Annotated in this window: 1 protein-coding gene; it reads left to right on the top strand. The window is 58.3% G+C overall.

Annotated elements, in window-relative coordinates:
- Positions 1-160 precede the first annotated feature (160 nt).
- Positions 161-667: IS4/Tn5 family transposase DNA-binding protein (locus AC3WL8_RS39965; RefSeq protein WP_492380265.1), on the top strand; the 507-nt coding region annotated here is incomplete at its 3' end.

The following is a 667-nucleotide window of genomic DNA, read 5'->3' as shown; positions in this document are numbered from 1 at the left end:
CGTGATACCAATGCTGCGTTAAACATTCTCCGATGCGGACGTGCATCGCCAGGTGTGGGAATCCCCTGCCTTTAGGCCTGAGGATTACCCACAAATCCGGTTGTAAACTGGATTGAGCGGTGTTAACTTTCGCCCATCCTATTTATGTTGTTGCAGCGGATTGGCGATCAGAGACGACACGGCAGACTGGGCTAGCGAAGAATTCGCAGAGGCGAGTCTCGGCGATGCTCGCCTGTCGCAGCGACTGGTCGCGCTGGCCCGGCAGCTGGCCATCAGTCCACACACTTCGCTCCCCCAGGCCCTGTCACCAGCTGAACTGAAGGCGGCCTACCGCTTCTTCGATAACGATCAGGTCGATACCAACGGCGTGCTGGCGCCGCATATTGCACAGACGTTGCACCGCATGGAACAGTTGCCAGTGGTGCTGGCAATACAGGATACGACCGAATTCAATCTGACGCACCTGCACGCCACAGAGGGCTTAGGTCGCTGTACCGGTGGCAATGAGCGTGGTTTCCTGATGCACAGCCTGCTGGCAGTCAGTCCAGAGGGGCTGCCGCTTGGGGTGCTGGGCATGAAGACGTGGACACGCGCTGAAGCAACCAAAGGTAGTGCTGCGCAGCGCAAGTCCCGACCCGTCCACGAGAAAGAAAGCGCTAAGTGGATC

Source organism: Cupriavidus sp. FW305-F7 (assembly GCF_058782875.1).
Note: the sequence above shows the minus strand (reverse complement) of the source record. Positions and strands in the feature narration are given on the sequence as shown.